Annotated in this window: 22 protein-coding genes and 1 pseudogene; 13 read left to right on the top strand and 10 right to left on the bottom strand. The window is 39.3% G+C overall.

The genetic code is table 11. The features are described 5' to 3' along the window. Positions 1-236: 236 nt before the first annotated feature. On the top strand, positions 237-671 hold the full coding sequence (locus OGM63_RS28860; RefSeq protein WP_375340536.1) for a DUF6918 family protein: 435 nt from the start codon (positions 237-239) through the stop codon (positions 669-671). 513 nt (positions 672-1,184) lie between these two features. On the opposite strand, the gene OGM63_RS28855 is transcribed toward OGM63_RS28860, so the two are convergent. The 4 genes and pseudogenes from OGM63_RS28855 to OGM63_RS30010 form a co-directional block, all read right to left on the bottom strand. Next, positions 1,185-1,844, bottom strand: coding sequence for a Uma2 family endonuclease (locus tag OGM63_RS28855; RefSeq protein ID WP_263749183.1), 660 nt, complete (start codon positions 1,842-1,844; stop codon positions 1,185-1,187). Between the two features lie 69 nt (positions 1,845-1,913). Then, on the bottom strand, positions 1,914-2,762 hold the full coding sequence (gene fghA / locus OGM63_RS28850; protein ID WP_318528568.1) for an S-formylglutathione hydrolase: 849 nt from the start codon (positions 2,760-2,762) through the stop codon (positions 1,914-1,916). Between the two features lie 275 nt (positions 2,763-3,037). Beyond that, positions 3,038-4,150, bottom strand: coding sequence for an S-(hydroxymethyl)glutathione dehydrogenase/class III alcohol dehydrogenase (locus OGM63_RS28845; RefSeq protein ID WP_263749181.1), 1,113 nt, complete (start codon positions 4,148-4,150; stop codon positions 3,038-3,040). Positions 4,151-4,181: 31 nt separating this feature from the next. Further along, a pseudogene (locus OGM63_RS30010) lies at positions 4,182-4,289 on the bottom strand (dienelactone hydrolase family protein); the annotation flags it as partial. A gap of 1,033 nt (positions 4,290-5,322) precedes the next feature. On the opposite strand from OGM63_RS30010, the gene OGM63_RS28840 reads away from it, so the two are divergent. The 11 genes from OGM63_RS28840 (at position 5,323) to hypB (ending at position 15,770) form a co-directional block, all read left to right on the top strand. Beyond that, positions 5,323-6,297 (top strand): hypothetical protein, encoded by a 975-nt coding sequence (locus tag OGM63_RS28840; protein ID WP_263749180.1) that lies wholly within the window; start codon positions 5,323-5,325, stop codon positions 6,295-6,297. Between the two features lie 5 nt (positions 6,298-6,302). Further along, a complete protein-coding gene (locus tag OGM63_RS28835) occupies positions 6,303-6,557 on the top strand; it encodes an asr0689 family protein (RefSeq protein WP_263749179.1) in 255 nt (84 codons plus the stop codon). Between the two features lie 8 nt (positions 6,558-6,565). After that, positions 6,566-6,790 carry a hypothetical protein gene (locus OGM63_RS28830; RefSeq protein ID WP_263749178.1) on the top strand — a complete coding sequence of 75 codons (225 nt, stop codon included), beginning with the start codon at positions 6,566-6,568 and terminating at the stop codon, positions 6,788-6,790. Between the two features lie 216 nt (positions 6,791-7,006). Further along, positions 7,007-7,858: a NifU family protein gene (locus tag OGM63_RS28825; protein ID WP_263749176.1), complete on the top strand. Its 852-nt coding sequence runs from the start codon at positions 7,007-7,009 to the stop codon at positions 7,856-7,858. 5 nt (positions 7,859-7,863) lie between these two features. Continuing rightward, the gene (locus OGM63_RS28820; RefSeq protein WP_263749175.1) at positions 7,864-9,075 is read left to right on the top strand and encodes an NHL repeat-containing protein; all 1,212 of its coding nucleotides are present in this window, start codon (positions 7,864-7,866) and stop codon (positions 9,073-9,075) included. Between the two features lie 47 nt (positions 9,076-9,122). Then, the gene (gene hypF / locus OGM63_RS28815) at positions 9,123-11,513 is read left to right on the top strand and encodes a carbamoyltransferase HypF (protein WP_263749174.1); all 2,391 of its coding nucleotides are present in this window, start codon (positions 9,123-9,125) and stop codon (positions 11,511-11,513) included. An 86-nt stretch (positions 11,514-11,599) separates the two neighbouring features. Next, positions 11,600-11,848, top strand: a complete 249-nt coding sequence (locus OGM63_RS28810; RefSeq protein ID WP_263749173.1) for a HypC/HybG/HupF family hydrogenase formation chaperone — start codon at positions 11,600-11,602, stop codon at positions 11,846-11,848. Positions 11,849-11,891: 43 nt separating this feature from the next. Next, entirely contained in the window at positions 11,892-13,073 is a 1,182-nt protein-coding gene (hypD, locus tag OGM63_RS28805) for a hydrogenase formation protein HypD (protein ID WP_263749172.1), read from the top strand. A gap of 171 nt (positions 13,074-13,244) precedes the next feature. Further along, on the top strand, positions 13,245-14,336 hold the full coding sequence (hypE, locus tag OGM63_RS28800; RefSeq protein ID WP_263749171.1) for a hydrogenase expression/formation protein HypE: 1,092 nt from the start codon (positions 13,245-13,247) through the stop codon (positions 14,334-14,336). Positions 14,337-14,592: 256 nt separating this feature from the next. Beyond that, positions 14,593-14,934, top strand: a complete 342-nt coding sequence (locus tag OGM63_RS28795; RefSeq protein WP_263749170.1) for a hydrogenase maturation nickel metallochaperone HypA/HybF — start codon at positions 14,593-14,595, stop codon at positions 14,932-14,934. After that, on the top strand, positions 14,925-15,770 hold the full coding sequence (gene hypB, locus OGM63_RS28790) for a hydrogenase nickel incorporation protein HypB (protein WP_263749169.1): 846 nt from the start codon (positions 14,925-14,927) through the stop codon (positions 15,768-15,770). The genes OGM63_RS28795 and hypB overlap by 10 nt, the downstream gene beginning before the upstream one ends. Positions 15,771-16,116: 346 nt before the next feature. On the opposite strand, the gene OGM63_RS28785 is transcribed toward hypB, so the two are convergent. The 6 genes from OGM63_RS28785 to OGM63_RS28760 form a co-directional block, all read right to left on the bottom strand. Continuing rightward, on the bottom strand, positions 16,117-16,488 hold the full coding sequence (locus OGM63_RS28785) for a hypothetical protein (RefSeq protein ID WP_263749168.1): 372 nt from the start codon (positions 16,486-16,488) through the stop codon (positions 16,117-16,119). After that, entirely contained in the window at positions 16,481-17,533 is a 1,053-nt protein-coding gene (locus OGM63_RS28780; protein WP_263749167.1) for an LLM class flavin-dependent oxidoreductase, read from the bottom strand. The genes OGM63_RS28785 and OGM63_RS28780 overlap by 8 nt, the downstream gene beginning before the upstream one ends. Beyond that, complete coding sequence (locus OGM63_RS28775) at positions 17,503-17,838, bottom strand: hypothetical protein (protein ID WP_263749166.1); 336 nt, start codon at positions 17,836-17,838, stop codon at positions 17,503-17,505. Before OGM63_RS28775 ends, OGM63_RS28780 begins: the two co-directional genes overlap by 31 nt. Before the next feature lie 323 nt (positions 17,839-18,161). Then, positions 18,162-18,473: a hypothetical protein gene (locus tag OGM63_RS28770; protein WP_263749165.1), complete on the bottom strand. Its 312-nt coding sequence runs from the start codon at positions 18,471-18,473 to the stop codon at positions 18,162-18,164. 2 nt (positions 18,474-18,475) lie between these two features. Continuing rightward, positions 18,476-18,739 carry a hypothetical protein gene (locus OGM63_RS28765; protein ID WP_263749164.1) on the bottom strand — a complete coding sequence of 88 codons (264 nt, stop codon included), beginning with the start codon at positions 18,737-18,739 and terminating at the stop codon, positions 18,476-18,478. A gap of 26 nt (positions 18,740-18,765) precedes the next feature. Continuing rightward, the gene (locus OGM63_RS28760; RefSeq protein ID WP_263749162.1) at positions 18,766-19,293 is read right to left on the bottom strand and encodes a hypothetical protein; all 528 of its coding nucleotides are present in this window, start codon (positions 19,291-19,293) and stop codon (positions 18,766-18,768) included. A gap of 1,158 nt (positions 19,294-20,451) precedes the next feature. Between OGM63_RS28760 and cysK the strand changes: the two genes are divergently transcribed. After that, a complete protein-coding gene (gene cysK, locus OGM63_RS28755) occupies positions 20,452-21,411 on the top strand; it encodes a cysteine synthase A (protein ID WP_263749161.1) in 960 nt (319 codons plus the stop codon). Positions 21,412-21,435 lie beyond the last annotated feature (24 nt).

Here is a 21,435-nt window from a genome sequence, read left to right as displayed (position 1 = left end):
CAGCGGTTTACCGCTCAGATCAAGCCTTAAAACCCAAAACTAACTAAGTCGGTGAGAAAAATTAAACTTATATGAAGAAATATCAACTTTACGTAGGGTGCGAGCTTCACAACGGAACGCTTCGGACATAAATATTACGTAACCACTTACTGGAAATAATTAATACTAATCAACCAGAACTTTGCCCTATAATAGAAATGAATTAAGTAAGCATATTTGCATTAAGGAAAATCAAAATGGCACTTAGAGATGGTCTCTCAAACGCAAATAAAAAGGATGCGATAATAAGTGAGTGCACAAAGTTGCTCGATACACAAGTTTCTGGCATGGGAGGGGTTTCGGGTCTGGGATTGAAAGCAGCCTACTCTGCTGTCAAGGGAATTAGACCAACTTATTGCAACGATGCGATCGAGCGGCTTTTGCCAGAATCTTTGAATGCACTCGATCCTATTTGGAGTGAGGGTATACAAACGGGCAATCCAGTGGGACACCTGACTCAAAACCGCGATCGCGCAGCAAACGCATTACTTGCCATCACCGACGCTAGGATCGAGAAAAGCAGTAACACCATTGTGCGAGGAGCATATAGTAAACTCCGCAAATCAGCGAAGAAACATGTGGAAGACGCAATACCAGGTTTAGCCAAGATAATCGATAACTTCACTAAATAGATACGCATCAGGGTCTATTAATTATAATTGTAATCGATCACAGGGCGATCAATTACAATAAAATCCATATTCCGCACTTCAAGATGTAGTCTCTTGATATTCAAGAATTATTTCTAAATAGAGATTAATTATTAAGTATTAATACTGGTAATTATTGGTAATTTTTGATTTTTATCTAACCACCATTAGCCAAATATTGGAAATATATGTGTATTACACAATGAAGTGCAGAATGTGGGGTCAAACTAAACCCTTGTGTTTCCAAGAGTTATACATCAACACATGAAGCCAGTATGCTAATTAAATAAGGGAATAACTTCGTGGGTTTTAAGCAGCATTTTTGGCAGGAATATCTATCCACAGGAATTTGGGGAAGTAAAGTAGGAGTTGGTTGACCCTGACGTTTGGCAATAACCCTTTGAGTCATAAATTCCAAGACATTTATGCGTTGGGATTTAATGTTCCACAATGCTGACATTCAAGTTGATGCAGTCGATGTTCTACAATTAATATTTACGATCCAGGTAATTCCCCAAATTGTTGACGATATTGAGTTAATAATTCCTCAGCAGTTTGATAGCGAGAACTCTGTTGATTATACCAATACAAAACCTCACGCTGTAAACCTCCATTTGAATTGATACCTTTACCAATTCCCAAACCGACTTCTTGCATCCAAAATGGTTCACCAATTTGTAACTGATAAAAGTTATCTACTAATTTATAAACTTCCAAAGGTTGATGTTGGTCACGCTTCCAAAAATTCGGATTGTAAACTACATAATAGAGTACATTCAATTTCGCGTAGATTTCCATTTTTTTATCGTATTCTCCCCCATAAGTTTGAGAAACAACTTCTAAAACAAATGTCGGAACAATACCATTTTCTTCCCAGACTACATAACTTGAGCGACTTCCACTCTTCTTTCTCCTTTCTACTCCCAAACTGAGAAATCCATCAGGGACTACAGGTACTCTTGGATTTACTCCAGTGGTATGATAGATAGCCATATCAGCACCAAAGAACCAATCTAAGCGCTTTGCCCAAATTGACTCAAGTAGAAACAAAAGGAAATTTGGTAAGAAATTCTGGTCTTCATTATCCACAGGTGTATCGTCACAACAGGGAAGTTCCCAACTCGTTGGTAAACGATTTAGGTAAGAATCTACCATAACAACCGCCTTCAATTTCAACTAGATTTATTATAGGCAACTCCAGCCCTTTGGAAATTATAAATTAACTCAAGACATTGAAAGAGCGATCGCATGATAGCGAATGTGGTCTTCAATAAAAGTAGCGATAAAATAATAACTATGGTCATATCCTTCTTGATAACGCAAGTTTAAAGGCTGTTTCACAGCAGCGCAAGCTTGTGCAAATAACTCTGGCTTTAATTGTTCAGTTAAATATTTATCATCAGTACCTTGATCAATTAAAATCAAACTGTGATATCTTTCTTTTTGCACCAATTCGCTAGCATCGTAATCAGCCCAACTTACCTTATTATCACCCAAATAGCGGCTGAGAGTCTTTTCTCCCCAAGGACAGCGCATAGGTGCAACAATGGGAGCGAAAGCGGATACCGATTTATATAAATTCGGGTTTCTCAACGCACAAATCAGCGCACCATGTCCCCCCATCGAATGACCGAAAATGCTTTGTTTTTCAGGTTCTGCGGGGAAATGTTTTTTGATTAAAGCAGGTAATTCACAGACCACATAGCTGTACATTTGATAATGCGATCGCCACGGTTGTGAAGTAGCATCAACATAAAAGCCAGCACCCGTACCAAAATCCCAATCATCATCCTCACCTGCAATTCCCGTATTGCGCGGACTAGTATCTGGTGTAACCAACATTAAACCATACTCTGCGGCAAAGCGTTGCGCCCCCGCCTTCACCATAAAATTTTCTTCCGTGCAACTCAAACCAGAGAGGAAATAAAGAACCGGAACAGGTTTTTGAATTGCTTGCGGTGGTTGATACACAGCAAAGCGCATTTCCCCATTACAAGTAGAAGAAAAGTGCGAGTAAAAGCCGAGTTTACCACCGAAAGATTTATATTCGGAAATCAGATTGATATTAGTCATTAGATATCTCCATAAAGGACGTAGAGACGTAAGCTAGCTACGTCTCTTGGGGTCGGGCAACGCATAATTAATTTCTACTTTTATGTCTATTAGATAAAGGTCTTTTTAGAATACTTGTTGCACAAATAATTTTTTTTCTCATATTATGTCCGTTTAATTGATATTAATAAAAAAATCCGAAAGACGTAGCATTGCTACGTCTCTACATCATATGTAAACAAAAAATAACTCTCTCAAACTCTTCCTCTGCGTTCTCTGCGTTCTTCGCGGTTCGTTTAATCAAACACAAGCACACTGCGAATCGACTCCCCCTTATGCATCAAATCAAAAGCATCATTAATCTTCTCAATCGGCATAACATGAGTAATCAAATCATCAATATTAATCTTTCCTTCCATATACCAATCAACAATTTTCGGCACATCTGTACGTCCCCTCGCACCACCAAAAGCCGAACCTTTCCAAACACGTCCCGTCACAAGTTGAAAAGGACGAGTTTTAATTTCTTCACCCGCAGCAGCAACACCAATAATCACGCTGACACCCCAACCTTTATGACAGCATTCTAAAGCTTGGCGCATAATATTCACATTACCAATACATTCAAAAGAATAATCAGCGCCACCTTTAGTTAAATCTACCAAATAAGGCACCAAATCACCTTCAACTTCTTGCGGATTAACAAAGTGCGTCATCCCAAACTTTTCTGCCAAAGCGCGTTTACTCGGATTAATATCTACCCCAACAATCATATTAGCTCCTACCATCCGCGCTGCTTGGATGACATTCAAACCAATACCACCCAAACCGAAAACTACGACATTCGCACCCGGTTCAACTTTCGCTGTATTGATAACTGCACCGATACCCGTAGTTACGCCGCAGCCGATGTAACAAACCTTATCAAAAGGTGCATCAGAGCGAATTTTCGCCACAGCAATTTCCGGCAATACTGTATAATTAGCAAAGGTAGATGTACCCATGTAGTGATGAATCATCTGCCCGTCGATAGAAAAACGACTAGTACCATCAGGCATGACACCGCGTCCTTGAGTAGTGCGAATAGCTTGACAAAGGTTGGTTTTTAAGCTTAGGCAATATTCACATTGACGGCATTCAGGAGTGTATAAAGGAATTACATGATCCCCTGGTTTTAAACTGGTGACACCTTCGCCAATTTCCACCACAACACCAGCACCTTCATGTCCGAAAATTGCGGGAAATAAGCCTTCAGGGTCTTTTCCCGAAAGGGTGTAAGCATCGGTATGACAAACGCCAGTGGCTTTAATTTCGATTAAAACTTCTAACTTGCGTGGGGATTCAAGTTGGACTGTTTCAATAGTTAATGGCTTTCCTGCGCTGTAAGCGATCGCTGCTTTAACTTCCACTTTTGTGCCTTCCTGTGTAGATTTTTTTGCATCAGCCTTGCTTCAGTGTAGATCGGTAATAGCGAACGGGTAATGGTGAGTTCAGCCAAGTAATACGACCACCCCAGCAGAAGCCTGTAATCCCCAACTTATTACTATCGCATTGCTCCCTTGTTGATCAGCGGCTTCCACGATAGATTGACTATCCGGCGTTTCCCCGCTCCCGTTCGTTAGGTTTGAGGTTTATTCTATAGCAACTAGAGAAATGACATGGTGTTACCTGAACAAGCACCACCTTGCAGCCATAGTAAGTTAGTCATCGGTTATTTTGTCTATGTTGTTTACCATGCCTAATTCAGGCAACTAAGAAAGGATAAAGTATAAAATTTTTCATTCCTTCATACTTTATCCTTTCGAGCAACGAAATTTGTCAGGTAGCGCCTATTTTTAAACGTCTATTTTTCAATATTAGGTAGTTTTTGCTTTGGTTGTATGTGATTAAATAAAATTTGATATTTTGTATTATGCAAATACAATTTTATATTTGGAAAAAGTTCTCCTCGGAACAGATTTTTGAATCAAATCGTAATAAAATATAAAACGCAATCATCCCCAGACTGACCATTTAAATAGAAAAATATATGGGTGCAAGCCTTACTATATAGGGCTAATCAGGAAAAAAATGTTATTTGTGAGATAATAAATGTATTGCATATATACAAAATATTATTTATAGATATTCAACAACTTTTCAACTAAAATATAAGATTTTAAAATATATAAATTAATACTTTATTTTTGGAAAAACAAATAATATTAAGATATATTTAAAAGGTTTGAAATTAACGTAAATATTTACATTTTTCCTCTATGCTTCAAACAATAGAGTGTTTTGTAGCTCCAGAAAATTGACTGATTGAATTGAAGGAGAATTCATTCTTTATAGAATAGGTGCGAAAACACTTGGTAATTAAAATTGCGGCTTTTCCTCAGCCCAGAGGTAAAGCAACAAACGAGGGAAAAGGTGTAGATAAAGAGTGGTGAGGAGAGATCGGGAACAGCTTTGAATATCGGGGGAAAACACAAGGGTGCAGTTTGTATAACCCTTGATTAGACGCCATGAAACAAATGCGTCTCCATGTCTTGTGGGCGTTGAAAGATTCAATTCCCAAACCGATGACAAAAGAGTGGTGATGACCCCTAGTATTACAGATTCAGCTGTGAAAGCGGCGATCGCGGCGATCGCATCAGAATCAGCAACGACAGAAGAAAAAATCGAGATGCTGATTTCGATGGCGCAATCTTTTCTGCAACAGCCTAAAACTGCCCAAGATTTGCGAAATGCGGTTGGGCTGTATTATCGAGCGTATGAATTGTGCGCTGATGATTATCCTCTCCTCAAAGCCCGCGCTAAAGCGGGAATGGCACTCGGCTTACAGACAATTCCGGATGTTGGGTCACAATTGCTACTCCAAGCGAAAGCAGGTTATGAAGAAGCACTGCCAATTTTGCAACAATTTGCCTCACCTGAGGAAGTAGCAGAGGTGCAGATGAATTTGGGGTTGGTGTTGCAGTCGTTAGTGCCATTCAATTTGGCGCGGACGACAGATAGCATCCAAGCTTATCACGAGGCTTTGCGGGTATTTACCTGGCAGGATTACCCACAAGAATATGCTATTTTATACAACAATATAGCGATCGCTTACCTTTCTATGCCATTAGCATCAGAAAGAGAATACTTGCGTCAAGGCTTGGCTGTGCAGTCATTTGAGGTTGCATTGAAGCACATCAAGCTGATTGACCACCCCAGAGAATATGCGATGTTGCAAAATAACTTAGGCAACGCATTGCAATATTTACCGAGTTCGCACCAAAGAGAGAATATTTTCCGAGCGATCGCTGCTTACGACGAAGCATTAAAAGTGCGATCTGCTAAAGATACACCCTTAGAATATGCCAACACTATTTCTAACAAAGCTAATGCCTTATTCAACTTACCAGATGATCCAGAAAAACCAGAAGCCGGGAATTATAAAAATCTTTTGCGAGTTCGTGATTACTATCAAGAAGCTAGGGAAATATTTAATCAGCACGAACAGATAGAACAAGCAGAAATTGTCACCCAAGCTTTGCAAGAAGTAGAGATGCAAATTGCTAATGAGGAATAAACAGTATGAAAGATATTTTCTCAAATGATTTAATTACAAGCTTGCTGTCTGGTGACATTAATCTGATTACATCATTAGTATGGCTAGCAATAGCAGCAGGCTTATCTATAGTTGGTGGTGCCATTGGCGGCATACTTTTAGCAGGTAAAGATTTAGGTTATGAATTAGCCGCGATGACTGGTGGATTATTGGGACCTGCTGGTGTGATTCCAGCCATATTTTTAGGGCTACTTATTCTAAATTTATTGAATAATTCCTAGGAGTAATTATGTTTGAGATGGGCTGGTTTTCTGTTAAATTATTTCTTAAAGGAAAGCTGATACGCGATCCAGTGTATTTTATTCGGCAAACTACAATAGGTACTGTCATAGGTTTGTTCTTGTTGGTATCAATTGCACAAATCAACGTTCCCTTATGGCTACCAATCATAGTATCTAGCTTATTGACTGGTGCAATCATGCCATTTTTACTCAAAGATTTTAAAATGAAGTGATCTGTTAATTGTTGGTTGTTATTTGTTAGTTGTTTATAGTAGTTCTTGGTAATTTTTTAACCACTAACCACTATCCACCATCCACACTCCCAATACGGTTCGGTTAAGAATATTTGTGAACCCAAAACCCTTGTAGAGACGTTGCACTTGCTAGTCTCTACATACGTTAACCGAACCGTATTGTCCACACTCCTACTAACCACTATCCAATAAATAATGACAAAACTTGAGGAATTAATTCAAGAAATAAACCGCTTTGAGGCAATTGTAGCTGAGTGGGATGAAAGCCAGCGCTGTGTAGTAGTGGGGCTACAAAGAGCGATTGAAGCTTTACATAAAGTAGCTTTAATGCGGTTGATTAAAAGTTTAAAAAAAGAAGAATCAATTTCAGCTTTACGTGATGCAGTAGATGATGAAGTAGTATACGGAGTACTGCTGTATCACGAACTCGTAAAACCGCCAAAACCGCCTTTATCACAGCGCGTTCAAACAGCCATTGATGAAGTTCGTCCTAGCTTAAAAAGTCATAACGGTGATGTGGAATTAATAGCAATTAAATTACCAGATACCGTTGAAGTCAGATTCATCGGAACTTGCAGTCATTGTCCGTCTTCAACTTTGACTTTATCTCAAGGAATTGAACAAGCAATTAAAAAATATTGTCCAGAAATTACCAAAGTTATCGCTGTCGATAAGAAACCTATTGTTCATAGTGCTAATGGTTTAACCAGTCCATTTTATCAAAAGAGAAATCCTCCTTGGGTTAAGCTAACAACTGTTGATCAAGTTCCTGAATCTGCTGTTTTAGCAGTTAATTTTGCAGGTTATTCGCTGATTTTACATCGTCAAGGTGTTAACATAAGCTGTTACAAAAATGCTTGTAGTCACTTAGCTTCTCCTTTAGATGAGGGTACAGTTGAAAATGGTATTATCACCTGTCCATCTCATGGATTTCAGTACAGGTTAGATACAGGAGAATGTTTAACAGCACCTGATGTTTCTCTACATTCGTATCCTGTAAAGATTAAGGGTGATAAAGTTTTTGTGCAACTACTATTGAAAATATAAAATTGATGCATAGCCCAATTAAAATTACTCCCACATCAAAATTAAAGCCAGAAGCAACAGAAATTGCCCAAAGATTGCCTCTGTCGTTTCATGGTGCGGAAGTAATTTTAGGTAATAGTATTGAATCAGAAACATTAGTAATACCTTTAGTACCTAGTGCAAGAGAAATGTTTGCACCGCGTGGTGCATGTTTACTATCCGAAACTGGTTCTTTATGGGTGTCAGATACGGGTCATCATCGCTTATTAGGATGGCGAAATTTACCCACTACAGACAATCAACCTGCGGATTGGGTAATTGGACAACCTGACTTTAATCATGAGGGACAAAATGCTAAAGGTACACCAGGAAGGGCAACTTTAAGTGTCCCAACTGGGATTTGTGCTTGTGGGGAAGGTTTAGCAGTCGCAGATGCTTGGAATCATCGCGTTTTAATTTGGAAAAAAGTGCCGGAAGATAATAATGTTCCGGCAGATTTGGTGTTAGGTCAAGCTAATTTTATTGACAACGAACCGAATCGGGGAAAGCAAGAAGCGGCAGCAAATACTTTAAATTGGTGTTATGGTGTTTGCTATTATCAAGGGAGGTTGTTTGTTGCTGATACGGGAAATCGTCGAGTTTTAATTTGGAATGAATTACCGCAAGAAAATGGTCAACCAGCGGATTTAGTGTTGGGACAACCAGACATGCGATCGCGCAACGAAAATGGTGGTGCTGGTCCTTCAGCATCAAGTATGCGTTGGTGTCATGATATCACCATTTGGGGAGACAATTTAGTTGTCACTGACGCCGGTAATAACCGTGTGATGATTTGGCAAGGAATCCCAACAGAAAATAATACTCCTTGTGCGGTGGTGTTAGGACAAAAAAGCTTTGATTTAGTCGAAATAAATCAGGGTGTTTATTTTCCTAGCGCTAGTAGTTTAAGTATGCCTTATGGTGTGACGGCTAGTGGTGATTGGTTGTTAGTTGCGGATACTGCTAATTCTCGTTTGTTGGGATGGAAAAAGCCAGAATCAATTATATCTTTGCAAGGTGCTGTTGCGGATGCGTTGGCTGGACAAATAGATTTTCAAAGTAAAGGTGAAAATCGCGATTTTGCATTGCCAAAGAGAGATAGTTTGAATTGGTGTTATGGAATAAAAGTATGTGGCAATACTGCGATAATAGCTGATTCGGGAAATAATAGAATTTTAATTTGGAAAATGGAAGTATAGATATTATCTCACGCAAAGTCGCAGAGGCGCAAAGAAGAAAAATATTTATGTCTATTGAGGAAATCAGGGTTTATGGAACTGTTCAGGGGGTAGGATTTCGACCTACTGTGTATCGTTTGGCGAGAGGTTGTGGGTTACGCGGGGAAGTTTTGAATGACGGTCAAGGTGTGTTAATTCGGGTATCTGGTAGTGATGAATCTCTAACAGAATTTGTTCAAAAATTAAAGCAAGAATGTCCTCCTTTAGCAAGAATTAGTCAACTGACTCGAACTCCTTATCAAGGTGAATTTACTTTTAATGATTTTGTTATTTCTACGAGTGTTAGTAATGCGATAAAAACAGAAATTGCCGCTGATGCTGCTAGTTGTCCGCAATGTCAAGAAGACATTTTTAATCCCCTTAGCCGTTGGTATCGTTACCCCTTTACTAACTGTACTCATTGCGGTCCTCGCTTAAGTATTATTCATGCTATTCCTTATGACCGAAATAATACTAGCATGGCTGCTTTTTCCATGTGTTCAGAATGTGCGAAGGAATACAACGATGTCGAAAACCGTCGATTTCACGCTCAACCTATTGCTTGCCATATATGCGGTCCCCAAGTGACTTTAGAACGTGCAGATGGTAAGCCGATTACTGCCTTCATGTTCTCGATGCTGGATGATATTGATGCTGTTTGTACCTTGTTGCAAAAAGGCGAGATTGTAGCAATTAAGGGGTTAGGTGGTATTCATCTTGCTTGCGATGCTACGCAGGAAACAGCAGTGCAAAAATTGCGCGATCGCAAAAAACGTTACCATAAACCCTTTGCTTTAATGGCGCGAGATATAACGGTAATTGAAGAATATTGCACTCCCAACACCAAGGAAAAAGAATTATTAAAAAGTCCCGCAGCACCGATTGTTTTAATGCGAAAGAAGGGACTAGGGACTAGGGGCTGGGGACTAGGAAATAGGGGGATAAGGGGAGAATGCGAAATAGCACATTCCGTCGCACCTGGGCAAAATACCCTCGGTTTTATGCTACCTTATACGCCTTTGCATCATCTAATTCTAAAACGGATGAATCGTCCGATTGTTTTAACAAGTGGTAATATTTCTGATGAACCGCAATGTATTGATAATGAAGAAGCGCGGCAAAAGTTAGGGAAAATTGCAGATTATTTTCTCCTACATAATCGCGAGATTGTTAACCGGGTAGATGATTCTATAGTGCGGGTAGTTAGTGATAAAGTGCAAACAATTCGCCGCGCTAGAGGATATGCGCCAACACCGATTAATTTACCACCTGGATTTAACAACGTTCCTCATATATTAGCAATGGGTAGTGAGTTAAAAAATACCTTTTGTTTATTACGAGATGGACAAGCAATTCTTTCTCAACATTTAGGTGATTTAGAAAATGCTGCTGCTTTTAACGCTTATCAAGATACGCTAAATTTATATTTAAATCTATTTGAGCATAAACCAGAAGTAATATCTCTAGATTTACATCCTGAATATCTTTCAACAAAACTAGGTAAAGAACTAGCAAACGCTAATCAAATAAAAGTTTATAACATCCAGCATCATCACGCTCATATTGCCGCTTGCATGGCAGAAAATAATATTCCTCTAGATAGTAACCCTGTTTTAGGAATCGCTTTAGACGGACTGGGTTATGGCGAAGATGGTACACTCTGGGGCGGAGAATTTATGTTAGCAGATTATCGCCAATTTAAGCGACTAGCAACATTTAAACCAGTGGCAATGATTGGAGGTACACAAGCAATTTATCAGCCTTGGCGTAACACCTATGCACACTTAATATCAACCGATACTTGGGATAATTTAAAACAAAAATACGGTGAGTTAGAAATATTAAATTTTCTCGAGAACAAACCGCTGAAACTTCTCAATCAGCTAATCGAGAAACAGATAAACTCTCCCCAAGCTTCATCAGTCGGGCGTTTATTTGATGCAGTTGCTGCTGCTATCGGTATTTGTCGCGAAGAATGTAGCTATGAAGGACAAGCAGCGATCGCAATGGAAGCCTTAGTCGATATCCATAGCTTAAATAATCATGAAGAAACCCAAATATATCCTTTTAAACTTGACATTTTAGATAGTATTTATTGTATAGACCCGCGCCCAATGTGGCAAGCCTTACTCCACGACTTGCAACAGCAGATTTCTCAACCCGTCATAGCTGCTAAATTTCACAAAAGTTTAGCTAACGCCATTGTAGAAATGGTTAAACATCTCCGTACAGAAAATGTAATAAATCAAGTCATTCTCACCGGAGGAGTTTTTCAAAATAGTATTTTATTACAGCAAGTAACTAAACGCTTAGAAGCATTAGAAATAAAAGTACTAACTCACAGTTTAATACCCTCAAACGATGGCGGTTTATCACTAGGACAAGCTGTTATTGCAGCCGCTAAATTAATAAATCCATAAATTGCAATATTCTAAATACTCTTTCTTTTCTTTCTCTGTGTTCTCTGTGCCTCTGCGGTTCGTTTCTCTTTACAAGGACAATAAAAATGTGTTTAGGAATTCCCGGTCAAATAACAGAAATAACAGACATTAATCAAAAATTAGCTATTGTTAGTGTAGGTGGTGTAAAGCGTCAAGTTAATATTGCTTGCATAGTTAACGAACAGCATCCCGCCGAATCTTGTGTTGGAGATTGGGTGTTGGTTCATGTTGGCTTTGCTATGAATCGAATTAATGAAAAAGAAGCGGCGGAAACATTAAAGTTATTGGAAGAGTTAGCAGAAGCTATGGGTTAATATAAGCGCTGAAGCGCTTACTACGAGTAAATTAAAAGTTAATATGAAATACGTTGATGAATTTCGCGAACCACAAAAAGCTGAAGCATTACTCCACGAAATTGAAAAATTATGTCAAATATTAGGAAAGCCTATCAAATTAATGGAAGTATGCGGTGGTCATACCCATTCTATTTTTAAGTATGGCATTGAAGAAATTTTGCCGGACACAATAGAATTAATTCACGGTCCTGGTTGTCCGGTGTGTGTGATGCCAAAGGGAAGATTAGATGATGCGATCGCTATCTCCCAAAATCCCAACGTCATTTTCACCACCTTTGGTGATGCCATGCGGGTTCCCGGTTCCACAACCACCTTACTGCAAGCCAGGGCACAAGGTGCAGATATTCGCATGGTTTACTCTCCCCTAGATAGCCTGCAAATCGCTAGAGAAAACCCCGACAAAGAAATCGTCTTCTTTGCCCTTGGGTTTGAAACAACTGCCCCCAGCACTGCTTTTACCATCTTGCAAGCAGCATCTGCAAAAATTCATAACTTCAGCATGTTTTCTAATCACGTCCTCGTGATTCCCGCTCTCAAAGCACTGTTAGATAATCGCGATTTACAACTTGATGGATTTATCGGTCCGGGTCATGTCAGTATGGTAATTGGCACAGACCCTTATCAATTTATTTCTCAACAGTATCATAAACCAATTGTTATTTCTGGATTTGAACCTTTAGATATTTTTCAATCAATTTGGATGCTATTACAGCAACTAGTTGAAAATCGTTGTGAAGTCGAAAATCAATATAATCGAATTGTAGAAACACAAGGAAATATTGTTGCGATAGAAGCTATCAACGAAGTTTTTACAGTACGAGAAAACTTTGATTGGCGCGGATTGGGTGAAATTCCTAATTCTGGCTTAAAAATTAGGACAAAGTATGCTCAATTTGACGCCGAACTTAAATTTACCATTCCTAATCTCAAAGTTGCTGACCATAAAGCTTGTAAATGTGGGGAAATTCTCAAAGGAGTATTGAAGCCTTGGGAATGTAAAGTATTTGGTACAGCTTGCACCCCAGAAACACCGATTGGAACTTGCATGGTTTCTTCTGAAGGTGCATGTGCAGCTTATTACAAATATGGTCGCCTTTCTAAAGTTGCTAAGAAAAATATACCGGAAATATCACAGATAACAATATCTCAAGAACCTCTCCCTGCTTGCGGTAATTCTCGATAAAAAGGAGCTTATATGCCATTTATCAAAGTTCAAATTGCTAAGGGTCATTCTATTGAAAAAAGCGCGAATTAGTTAAACTCACTGATACACTCAACTTGTTTACATCTTAATTTTATCGTAGTAAGCGCTTCAGCGCTGAAGCGCTTACTACAAACTTAATAATATTTGAATATGAAACTTTCCCCCAATAACTCAGCCCAAAATCCCCTATTTCAAAAAGTCCCTCGCCGAGGTAAATTGCGAGATACTCATATTACTCTCGCGCATGGTAGCGGTGGTAAAGCAATGCGCGATTTAATTAATGATATATTTATAAGTAATTTTGATAATCCAATTCTCTCCGAATTAGAAGACCAAGCAACCTTTAATTTAGCAAGTTTCACACAACACGGAGACAGACTCGCTTTCACCACCGATTCTTATGTTGTAGACCCTTTATTTTTTCCCGGCGGTGATATCGGAGAATTAGCAATTTATGGCACTGTAAATGATTTAGCAGTGAGTGGTGCTAAACCTTTATATCTTAGTTGTAGTGTTATTTTAGAAGAAGGATTACCTGTAGAAACATTGCGACGCGTCGCTACAAATATGAAAATAGCCGCGCAAAAAACTGGCATCCAAATTGTGACAGGTGACACCAAAGTTGTGCAGCGCGGTGCCGTAGATAAGTTGTTTATTAATACTGCTGGTATTGGCGTAATTCCAGCGGGAGTTGCTATTTCCGCACATAATATTCAACCGGGAGATGCGATAATTATTAATGGTGAATTGGGCAATCATGGCGCGGCTATTTTAATTGCTCGTGGTGAATTGGCATTAGATACTGATATTGAAAGTGACTGTCAGCCATTGCATGATTTAGTTGAAACTATCCTCAATGTTTGTCCCGGAGTTCATGCAATGCGGGATGCAACACGCGGCGGTTTGGCTACAGTATTAAATGAATTTGCTATCAGTTCAAATGTAGGAATTCGCATGTATGAAAAGTCTATCCCAGTGCGTGAAGAAGTAAAAGGTGTCTGCGAAATTTTAGGTTTAGATCCGTTGTATTTGGCGAATGAAGGTAAGTTAGTTGTAGTGGTGAAAGGTGATAATGCTGACACCGTTTTATCAGCTATGAAGTCTCACCCAGCCGGAAAAGATGCTTGTATTATCGGTGAAGTTATTTCCTCACCTCCGGGTATTGTATTGTTAAACACTATTTTCGGTGCTGAACGCATTGTTGATATGCTTGTTGGCGATCAATTACCACGCATTTGTTAAGTTATGATGATGATTTCAGAGAATTTATTAAGTTTTTATATAGATATTTGTAGTCAATCGGACTTTTTCATCAAAAGGCTATTGATAGGATTTGTGAAAGATAAGTAATGAAAAGTTAGTTTGTTTGTGAATTAAGTAATTTTTTGATTAATTATACAAGCTTAATGTATAGTAACGTACCTAATTTTTCTGGTGCGTTACACTGCGTTAACACACCCTACATCTGATTTAAAAAAATAGCGATCGCCTGAGTTTTATGCACGAAATAGGAATTACTCAAAATGTTGTAGCAATTGTAGCTGAATACGCCAATGGTGCAAAAGTACGACGAGTCTTATTAGAAATTGGCAAGCTTTCAGCTATTATGCCTGATGCCGTATCTTTTTGTTTTGATATTTGTTCTCAAAACACGGTTTTAGAAGGGGCAATATTAGAAATATTGCAAATTCCCGGTTTAGCAAGATGTCGTCAATGTGGTGCAGAAATTCCTCTAGAAAAGCCCTTTGGTGTCTGTACTTGTGGCAGCCTTAAACTAGATTTAATAGCTGGCGAAGAATTAAAAATAAAAGAAATTGAGATAGAGGAAGTATGTGTGTAACTTGCGGCTGTTCTGATGATGCTGAAGCTAAAGTTTCTAATTTGCAAACGGGTACAGTAATGACAATTCAGCCTCAAAGTGAAACCCATCACCATCATACTCATGTGTTACCTGATGGCAAGGTAGTTACCCATTCCCACAGTCACGATATTAATGAAGTATCTCAAATTCATGCCAAAATACATGGCAGAACTATATCATTAGAACATGAAATTTTAGGAAAAAATAATTTGATAGCTGCCCAAAATCGCGGCTGGTTTAAAGGTAGAAATATTCTGGCATTAAATTTAGTCAGTTCTCCGGGTTCGGGAAAAACAACTCTCTTAACTCGGACAATCAATGATTTAAAAAAGCAGTTGTCTCTTAGTGTGATTGAAGGCGATCAAGAAACTACTAATGATGCCGAAAAAATCAAAGAGACAGGCTGTAAAGTTGTTCAAGTAAATACGGGTAGTGGCTGTCATTTAGATGCAGCAATGGTAGAAAAAGGTTTGCAACAACTCAATCCACCTTTGGATTCGATAGTGATGATTGAAAATGTTGGCAATCTTGTTTGTCCGGCTTTATTTGATTTGGGAGAACAGGCAAAAGTTGTAATTTTATCGGTGACAGAGGGAGAAGATAAACCGATAAAATACCCCTATATGTTTCGCGCTAGTGAGATAATGATTTTGACAAAAATTGATTTGCTGCCTTATGTCAAGTTCGATGTGCAACGCTGCATAGAATATGCCAAGCAAGTCAATCCGCAAATTCAAGTTTTTCAACTTTCAGCCCAGACAGGAATGGGATTGGAGAATTGGTATGAGTGGTTAGCGCAAAAAACTATTAGCTAATATAGTATCCGCGCTTATTAATAGTAATAAAAACACGGCAACATCGTAGAGACGTTCCGCCGGAACGTCTCTACAATATATGTCAATACGGTTCAGTTAAGGATTTTTGGTATTGATTTCGGCATGTAGAGACGCGAAATTTCGCGTCTCTACAGAGGATTTCAGGCTTAACTGAACGGTATTGCAATATATGTAATATAATTTGCCGGACATAATACAATACGCTTGGTGTTAAGGATTTTTAGTACTGATTTTAGACCTGTAGAGACGCGAAATTTCGCGTCTCTACGCTCGTCCGATCGGGCTTAACACCAAGCGTATTGGGACATAATATAACAGCGTTGTCTCAAAGCCAATCTCGATAAGCTGATATTTCGTTGACGCTAATTTCAAACGCACCCCCTTTGCCAAATGGGGGATAAACGCGGATGTTAGCATTACTAGAAAATCGCTCAAGTCGATTGCCAAATTGAGGAATGTTGCTGACTATATGCCAGTAAGATACGATGTCAGGACTGTCAATTACCAAGGTCAGGCTATCGGCATTTGTGGTGATATACCAATGACAGTTAGAGAGTAATGTGCGGGTAATGCGATCGCACGCTTGATAAAAGCATCTGCCAGTAGATTGTTCTAGCTCTTGATGCAGCATTCTATCAAGTTTTGTTACCTCTGTTGGCGGTAAATCATCCGCAGGTAGTGAGGGTGGTTTACACATAATTTTGCACCTCCTGGTTATAGCGAGTCAAACTCTCAAGGTTTTTTTGCAAGTCAAAAGACGAGGGTTTGAGTGCCAGCGTGCCTATATTTAATTCATCCTGAAATTTTTTGATTTTGTCGCGACAAGTAGCCACATCACCAATAATCGAATTCTCAATCAAATAGTCTTCATCAAAACAAATGTTGTCGCGGTCAAATGATTTGACTTTTTGATTGAGACTGCCTTGCATAAGTTGGGCAGAATTGGCTTTCATTTTCAGGCTGTATTTGCGGATAAAAGGCATCGCTTCATTCACTGCTTCATCGTATGTCTTAGCAGCAAAAAAGAAGCGTGCCAGCATGAGATTTTCAGCACCGCTGGAATTTAAGGCACGATATTTGGCAACAGTATTCTTCAATCTATTCAGTGAAAACGGCGGTCCCCCCATCAAACCGAAGGAATGTTTTGCGGCAAAGGCTACCCCGTCATCATCACCAGTTGCCACAAACACGGGTATTTTCGGTTGCAATGGTTTCGGGTAAATTGTCAACTTTGCACATTGATAATATTGCCCGTTAAAGGTGACATCCCTTTCATATAACAACTGCTGAATCATCGCGATCGCTTCTAACATTCTCGGACGAGATTCACTCGTTGCTGTAGCAAAATGCTTGTTTTGTTGCGGAAACGGTCCACCTTTGGCAATTCCAAATATTAACCGACCACTACATAAATTATCCAATGTAGCAATATCTTCCGCTACTCGAATGGGGTTATGAAACGCCAGCAACACCGCTCCAGTTCCTAATCGAATTGTGGAAGTAACGCCTGCTAGGTGCGCCAGCAAGACTAACATTGATGAACTGATATTCAATTCATTGAAATGATGTTCGCTCACCCAGGCTTGGTCAAAGCCGAGGTATTCGGCATGTTTCACCAGCGCGACTTGCTCGAAGATGGCACGATGGGCATCCTGGTAGGGATTTTCATAATTACAAAACAGTCCGATTTTCATGGCGATCGCTATTATTTCTAAGTTGCGACCCAATGCAAATCTAACCACAAGCGTGGATGTGCCTGCTTTAGTTTTGACATCGGATCGCGTAGCAGTCGTGAGGCATTCAGAAACACCACCTGAACTAACCCCATGTTGTCTGCTACTTCTCTAAGTACATCTTTTTTAGCTTGCACATAAGTCAATATTTCCGCAGAGCAATAAATCCCGATGTATTGCAAGCGTTTAGGAGGTCGTCCCCAATAACAGGTGATGACTTTCACATAACAGCCGTGTAATAATTCCCCTAATTGTGGGTAATAATCTTCCACGACTCTGATGAATTCTTTGGCTAGGATATCTTCAGTAATCATTACAAAACTTATTTTCGTAGCGCTCATCACATATGTTAATATAACACATTTTCTGTCAGCTTTGGTTGACAATAAACCCATTTTTTATTAATCTTTTATAATTACAATTAAACAATAGGAGGTATGCGAAAAGCACACCTCCTATTAATTTGATATAGCACCCAAACTTTTTTCAACTTGCCTCGAACTGGAAAAATCATCACATGTAGCGCTAATTCAGCCAAGGCAGTTAAATAATTTAAATTGATTGTTTTGGCAAAACATCAGAATTGCTGACAAATTTATGATTCCAAGTTTTAACTCATAACAATCATTAATTGTGATTATCGAGCATTACGCTCTGACACCAAAACCTCTGCAACCAATTGTGGTAAATCCATGAGGTCAACATATCCATCTGAACCACGCATAGGAGAGATAAATGTATAGTTTGGGTCACACTCTCCATTGTCGTAAACTTGAATAAACCACCTATCAGGAAATCCGGCAATGCCAAGTTCTACAATGTACCAACACTCACCAATCAAACGAGAGTTAAAAATTGTAAACCACTCACTATTTGGTTCAGAAATGTTCCAATCAGCCATTAGAAACTCTAACGCGATTTGTCCGGCATCTATTGAGGTCAATAGCATTTCTACTCCTTATTTGAAACTTCAGGATACAATCCTAATTCCTTCGCTAGCTCACGCGCAACAAAAAACAAAAACTCGGCACCATCTTGATTTCCTTCGTGAGCAAACATAGTTCCTACTTGCATCATTGTCTGTACCAAGCCACTATCAATTAATTCTGGCTCTTGCTCTAAAACTTCGGGTTCCTGACCGTTAGGACACTTAAGTAGCTTATCAATTAAATTAAAATACAGGTTTTGGCGTTGTTCTTGGGTTTGTTCTGTCATGGTTACTTTTGTTGATTTTAAATTATTTATTGCTCGATGCTTTGCTGCCAAAGTCTTTCTAACATTTCTATCTGTTCTTGCAAAACCGCAGCCCTATATACAAGATACCTATCGTAGAAAAGAATTGCCAAGCCAATACAAATAGGGAAAAACAAGAAAAACCATTCCAACAAAGTGGCAAATTTATATTGCTCAACAGTAGTTAGTATTTCTTGGACAGGATTGGGTTTTGTATCTTCCTGCTTAGTCGTTGATAAGCTTTTTTGCAGTGCTTCGTCAATAGTATCTGTACCAATTTGATTAACTGCATAAGTTGAATTCTTTATTTCTAATAATTCGATATGTCGTCCCCAAATTATGCCAAATACTACTACTCCTGGAGAAAGCACTGCTAAAGTTACTAAACAAACTGTGATAATATTTACAATTCTGGCTCTCATCTTGACTAAAGAAGTATGAAGTGTAAAAGATGAAGTTAGGACAAGCTTTATAAATATGAGGGACAAAATATCAGCCATTGCATAACGGTAGGATGAATCGTAGAGACGTTCCATCGTCACGTCTCTACAATACGTTCATTTTTTGACATATATGACAAAATCCCAAGCGAAAATATGCAACGCTAAATATCATTCATGTTTTATCCTTCATGCTTCAGACTTGAGTATGGTTGGGTTAATTTTATACTTCATACTTCATACTTCAGCCTTCAGGTTGACTCTTCGTTGCAAGGCAGTATCTACCCAGTGAGCAAATATTTTTTACGGTTTATACAAGCACTAAGCTTTAGCAAATAAAAGTCTGGCAGAAGCGTGCAAAATATAAATATCCGAAGTCAGGAAAAACGGATGACAGGAGTGACGCATATCTTTCCCTTATCTACAGGGGGTTAAGAAGTCCCCCCTCGTTCTTTAGGTTTGCACCATCAGAATGTCGGGGGGTAGAGGGGAATCTCTGCGTAAATCCTATAAGTTTTATATCAGTCGTCTCTGCACACAACTATTTATCTGTGTGGATTAAGATTATTAAATTAATTAGATTTGTACTCAAAGCCTGCAATTCTTATATGATAAGACTTCAAAAAATTTCTTGGGGTATGGGTACTAGTATTTTTGGGTCGGGGTACTAGTATTTACGTTCTGGGGGTTCTAGCATTTTTGTACTCAACATCAAACCCATCCAGGCTTTGATAAAAGACTGTTTTTGAGCTAATTTCTGCTTCTGAAAGTTTGTACTCAAAGCAAATCATATTATTTGGTAAATATACACGCAATTAACTTAAAGTGAATCAATAAAACATTAAGGTTGCATTAAATATTTCTGTCTCTTATCTAGAGAAATTAAAAAATCATCTAAACACTACAGAAATAACTTCCATTGATTTATAAAATGCTTTGTTAGTAAGCCAGAGTTGTTAAAGCGAAAGCGAACAATTCCCACTCGCATCACACAACTCAACAGCCCGATTCTCACTCAACCCTTGCCCACTCTAACCACTCTGCTCAAATATTTTAAGTGTTATGGGTAAGTTAGAGTATATAATTTATATATGTTTATACATACACTTGCGCTCAATGAGTGCAACTTACATCAACAACTCATTCAAAGAAATAAATTAGTAAATTTAAATCGTGACACACATATATACAACTAACTGTAAGAAAATAAAATATGTGACACTTTACTAAGTTTAGAATTGTAGGAGTTAATTCGTGCGGATAGCCAAAGACGTAACAGAACTTATTGGACGGACTCCTTTAGTTGCTCTGAATAAGATCCCCCAAGCTGAAGGATGTGTAGCCAGAATTGTAGTGAAGCTGGAAGGAATGAACCCAGCGGCTTCAGTCAAAGACCGCATCGGCATCAGCATGGTGCAGCAAGCAGAAACAACAGGCTGGATTACTCCAGGAAAAACTATTTTAGTCGAGCCAACCTCAGGAAATACGGGGATTGCGCTCGCAATGGTAGCGGCAGCGCGTGGCTACAGTTTGATTTTAACGATGCCAGAAACCATGAGTTTAGAAAGACGCGCTATGCTACGCGCTTATGGTGCACATGTGGAGTTAACTCCAGGGGCAGAGGGAATGCGAGGGGCAATTCGCAAAGCGGAGGAAATTGTCGCTAAAACTCCCAACGCTTTTATGCTGCAACAGTTTCGCAACCCAGCAAATCCGGAAATTCACCGCAAAACTACCGCCGAAGAAATTTGGGAAGATACAGACGGGGAAGTGGATATTCTCATCGCTGGGGTAGGTACCGGCGGGACAATTACTGGAATTGCGGAAGTAATTAAACAACGCAAGCCTAGTTTTCAGGCGATCGCTGTTGAACCCAGCAATAGCCCCGTCCTCTCTGGTGGTGAACCAGGTCCGCATAAAATTCAAGGCATTGGTGCCGGATTTGTCCCAACTATTCTCCGTACCGAACTGATTGACGAAGTGATTAAAGTCACTGACGATCAAGCGATCGCTTATGGGCGTCGTTTGGCAAAAGAAGAAGGATTGTTATCTGGTATCTCCTCCGGTGCTGCTTTATACGCAGCAATTCAGGTCGCTAAACGCCCAGAAAACGCCGATCGCTTAATCGTCATGATTCAGCCTTCCTTTGGTGAACGCTACCTCAGCACCCCCATGTTCCAAAACTTGGAAGTCGAACCTACGGCTGTGCGTTAGGGGGATTTGGGGACAGGGGGACAG

The sequence above is a fragment of the Plectonema radiosum NIES-515 genome (assembly GCF_025753815.1).
GTDB classification, from domain to species: Bacteria; Cyanobacteriota; Cyanobacteriia; order Cyanobacteriales; family Nostocaceae; genus Hassallia; species Hassallia radiosum_A.
This window is presented reverse-complemented; position numbering and strand designations above follow the sequence as displayed.